Here is a 4286-nt window from a genome sequence, read left to right on the forward strand (position 1 = left end):
TCCGAACGACGCAAAAAGGATTCGAAAATCCTCGTCGACGACGAGGACGCACGGCCCGAGGCCGCTCACGCTCACCGACACCACCCGGTCGGCCGCGTCGCCCAGGACCTCGCGCACGAGCCGCGTGATCGGCTCCCACCAGGTCGTGTCCGCATCGTGCTCGGACTGCCCCGGAGCGGGGTGGGCGGTGCGGTGGGTCGCCGAGGCGTCGCGCACCGGCCGGCCGTCCGCGGTCGCGAGGGCGACCTTGGTGCCGGACGTGCCGATGTCGATCCCGAGGATCAGCGGCGCCTGGGCGTTGTCGGTCATGTCAGCAGATCACCGCGACCTTGATGGCGTCTCCGGAGATGGCGCGATTCAGCGCCGCGTCCAGCTCGTTGAGGGGGAAGCGGTCGGTGATGTACTCGCTGAGGTCGATCCGGCCCGATTCGATGAGCTCCACAGCGTACCGGTAGTCCTCGAGGGTCGCGCCGGAGTTGCCAATCACGTCCTGCTGACGGTAGTGGATCGTGTTCAGCGGGATGGTGCCGGTGCCATCGCCCCCGAAGCCGGCGAACAGGTTGACCAGACCGCCCTTGCGGGTGACCTCGATCGCCTCGGCGACGAGGCCACCGTGACCGATGCAGATGATCGTCGAGTCCACGCCGGTGCCGCCGGTGGCCGCGGCCACCGCGTCGGCCAGCGACTCGTTGATCGGGTCGACCGTCACGTGCGCGCCGTGGCGACGCGCGAACTCGCGACGCGACGCGCTCGGCTCGGAGACGATGATCGTGCCCGCCCCGGCCAGCACCGCCAGCTCCAGGTGCAGCAGGCCGATGGGGCCGCCTCCGACGATGAGCACGGTTGAGCCGTCGTGGATGCGCGAGCGCGAGTGGCCGTGGTACACGCAGGCCAGCGGCTCGGCGAGCGCGCTGATCTCCGGGGCCAGGGCGTCGGTGGTCTTCACGACCTGCCCGTTGGCCACGCCGAGGGCGGGGATCACCGTGTACTCGGCGAGTGCGCCGGAGATGCCGTAGCCGAAGACCTCCATGTTGTCGCACAGGTTGGTCTCGCCGGTCAGGCAGTACTCGCACACGCCGCAGGTGAACCACGGCGCCAGCGACACGCGGTCGCCCGCGGCGTAGCCGGTCACGCCGTCGCCGACGGAGGTGATCTCACCGGCCAGTTCGTGGCCGATGGTGGCGGGCCAGGCCACGCCTCCGGTCTTCTCGCCCTTCCACACGCGCACGTCGGAACCGCACAGGGTCACGGCGCGCACGCGGACGACGAGTTCGCCGGCGGCGGGGGTCGGCACGCCGACTTCTTTCAGTTCGAGCTCGAGGGGTTGGGGGAGCACGGTCTGGAGCATTCTTGCCTCTCTTGGGTTTGCTGCCGTCGCCTGATCAGCGATCGGTGCCGAGTTCGAATCCGTGGATGAGTCGCCGCTGAGCGATCCAGCCGATAATGATCGTGGGGATGGATGCCAGGACGCTGATCGCGGACAGCTTCGCCAGGAAGAGACCGCGGTTGGACTGGAAGCCGGAGAGGTAGACGGGGAGGGTGCCCGCGTCCACTGAGGTGAGGCTGACGGCGAGGAAGAACTCGTTCCACGCGAAGATCGCCACCAGCGCGGCGGTGGCCGCGAGGCTCGGGGCGATCATCGGCAGCGCGATGCGGAACATCTCCGTGCCCGTTCCGGCTCCGTCGATGCGCGCGGCCTCGAGGACCGACGGCGAGATCTCCAGCAGGTACGTCCGCAGCAGCCATACGGCGATCGGCACGTTCATCCCGGTGTACAGCACGATCAGCAGCACGTGCGTGTCCAGCAGCCCAAGCGTGAGCGCCACGATGTACAGCGGCACCACGATTCCGCCGATGGGCATGAGGCGGGTGGAGAGCAGGAAGAACAGCACGTCCCGCCATCCGCGGATGGGCTTGACCGCGAGGGCGAACGCCAGGGGGAACGAGATCATGATCGTCGCGATCGTGGTGATCAGGGTGATCACCACCGAGTTCGTGAGGTACCCCGCGAAGTCGTCCTGGATGACGTCGGCGTAGTTCTGCAGCGTCGGGACGAAGAACAGCGTGGGCGGCGACTGCACCGCGTCCAGCTCGGTCTTGAAGCTGTTGAGCACGGTCCACAGGAATGGGGCCGTGACGACGAGAACCACGATCCAGACGGCCACGACGTGGAGGGTCGTGCGCAGCGGCCGCATCGAGCCGTGACGGTTGTGCGTGAGAGCGGTCATCGTCCGCCTCCAGACTGGAAGGATCGGGTGAACAGGCGCAGGACGACGAGGGCGATCGGGATCGTCACGATCACGATGAGCACACCCATCGCCGAGGACAGTCCCACATCGAATCCGCGGAACGCGGTGTTGTACAGGAGGTACGGGATCGTGGTGGTCGCGTTGCCCGGTCCGCCCTGGGTCATCAGCACGATCGGGTCGATCAGCTGCGAGATGAAGATGGCGCTGAGCAGGCCGGCGATCTCGATGTAAGGGCGCAGGTGCGGCAGCGTGATGTAGCGGAAGACCTGTGCGCGGGTGGCGCCGTCCAGGCGCGCCGCCTCCAGGACGGACTCGTCCTGGCTCTGCAGGCCCGCCAGCAGGATGACCATCGCGAAGGGGACCCACTGCCACGCCGAGACGACGATGACGGACAGGAGCGGCTGCTGGCTGGTCCAGTCGATCGGCGCCACTCCGAAGAAGCCCAGGATGCCGTTGATCAGGCCGAACGTCGGGTGCAGCATCGAGTTCTTCCACATCAGCGCCGAGGCTGCGGCCGGGACGAGGAAGGGGATGAACAGCAGCGTGCGCGCGGCACCGCGCGAGGGGAACTTGCCGTTGACCATGGCGGCCAGGGCGAGACCGCCGATGAGCACGATGGCCAGTGCGACCAGGGTGATCACGACGGAGTTGACCACCGCGGGCCCGAAGGAGCCGATGGTGAACACCGTCGAGTAGTTCTCGAACCCGACGAAGGCGCGGTTGCCCGGCTGCGTGAGGTTCCACCGCTGCAGGCTGTACCAGATCGTGATCAGGAACGGCACCTGCGTGATGATCACCATGAACGAGATGGCGATGATGATGAAGACCCGCAGCGGATGCTTGCGCAGCGGCACCTCATCGGGCTGGATGTCCGGCTGCCGCCGGGAGGAGCGACGAGCTTTGCTCGCCGCCCCTCCGGTGCGACGGGACTCCTGTTGGATAACTGTCGTTGTCGAAAGAGTCATGCTAGGTGGGTGCTCAGCCGTTCCACAGACCGCTCTGCTTCATGGCGCTTTCTGCCGCTGCTTGAGCGGCCTCGGCTGCAGCTTGCGCCGACGTGCCGTCGGCGACGGCCGCGGTCAGGGGCGCGGTCATCTGCAGGTTGAAGTCCCACCAGTTCGGGTGGTCGAAGTACGACACCGGCCGACCCGGCGCAGTGGGCTTCAGGATGATTTCGGACTCGGGCTCGCTGCCGAGGTCGAACGACTTCAGCGTGATGTCGGCGTTCGGGGTCGCGGCGACGTACTCCGGGATCTCGTACAGCGACTTGCGGGTTCCGGGAGGAACCGTGTTCCAGCCAGTGTCGTCGGCGACGAGCTTGAGGTAGTCCAGCGACGTCGCCCACGAGATGTAGCGCCAGGTGGCATCCTTCTGCTTCGACGACGACAGGATCGACAGCGCCCACGACCAGAAGTTGCCGCCGAAGTTCGTCTCCGAGTGCGGCGCGAGCGCGTAGCCGAGCTTGCCGGCGACGGAGCTCTGCGACGGGTCCTCGAGGGTGGCGCCGGCCACCGTCGAGTCGATCCACATGGCCGACTGGCCCTGGCTCATCGACGCAAGCGACTCCGTGTAGCCGGCCGTGGCGACACCGGGCTGGCCGGTCTCCTGCAACAGGGTCACGTAGTCGACGATGGCCGTCAGCGTCGGCTCCTCCAGGAGCGTCGGAGCCCAGTCCGGCGCGAGGATGCGACCACCGTAGGTGGAGACCATCGGCAGGAGCGGGGTGAGGATCTCTCCCGCGATCCCGCGCATCGTGGTGCCGGTGAGCGTCTTGCCGTCGACCGACTGGCCGTTGAGCTGCCGGGCCAGGGCGAGCACCTCAGTCCAGGTCGGAGCGTCGGGCACGACAATCCCCATCGAGTCGGTGAGGTCCTTGCGGTACATCAGGCACGCGGACTCGCCGTAGATCGGCGCCCCGTAGAGCTTGTCGTCGGCCGACAGGTACGACCGGGTCATCGGCACGAGGTCGTCGAGGTCGTAGTCCCCGTCGGCGGCGGCCATCTCCTCGAGCGGCTCGAGCCAGCCGTTCTTCGACCA

5 protein-coding genes are annotated in these 4286 nt (G+C 67.5%); all 5 read right to left on the minus strand.

The annotated features are described in order from the left end of the window. On the minus strand, positions 1–309 hold a 309-nt coding region (locus D514_RS0119875), incomplete at its 3' end, for an FGGY family carbohydrate kinase (RefSeq protein ID WP_031206492.1). Position 310: 1 nt separating this feature from the next. Further along, entirely contained in the window at positions 311–1348 is a 1038-nt protein-coding gene (locus D514_RS37340) for an alcohol dehydrogenase catalytic domain-containing protein (protein ID WP_017831530.1), read from the minus strand. Between the two features lie 34 nt (positions 1349–1382). Then, complete coding sequence (locus D514_RS37345; RefSeq protein WP_017831531.1) at positions 1383–2228, minus strand: carbohydrate ABC transporter permease; 846 nt, start codon at positions 2226–2228, stop codon at positions 1383–1385. Continuing rightward, positions 2225–3214: a carbohydrate ABC transporter permease gene (locus D514_RS37350; protein WP_201764759.1), complete on the minus strand. Its 990-nt coding sequence runs from the start codon at positions 3212–3214 to the stop codon at positions 2225–2227. Before D514_RS37350 ends, D514_RS37345 begins: the two co-directional genes overlap by 4 nt. A gap of 13 nt (positions 3215–3227) precedes the next feature. Further along, the coding region (locus D514_RS37355) for an extracellular solute-binding protein (protein ID WP_236611009.1) at positions 3228–4286 on the minus strand (1059 nt) is incomplete at its 5' end.

This window comes from Microbacterium sp. UCD-TDU (genome assembly GCF_000340625.1).
Lineage (GTDB): Bacteria > Actinomycetota > Actinomycetes > Actinomycetales > Microbacteriaceae > Microbacterium > Microbacterium maritypicum.

What these genes read in the sequence shown, in the direction of transcription:
- D514_RS37340 (WP_017831530.1), bottom strand. Translation starts at nt 1,348, where the DNA reads ATGCTCCAGACCGTGCTCCCCCAACCCCTCGAGCTCGAACTGAAAGAA.
- D514_RS37345 (WP_017831531.1), bottom strand. Translation starts at nt 2,228, where the DNA reads ATGACCGCTCTCACGCACAACCGTCACGGCTCGATGCGGCCGCTGCGC.
- D514_RS37350 (WP_201764759.1), bottom strand. Translation starts at nt 3,214, where the DNA reads ATGACTCTTTCGACAACGACAGTTATCCAACAGGAGTCCCGTCGCACC.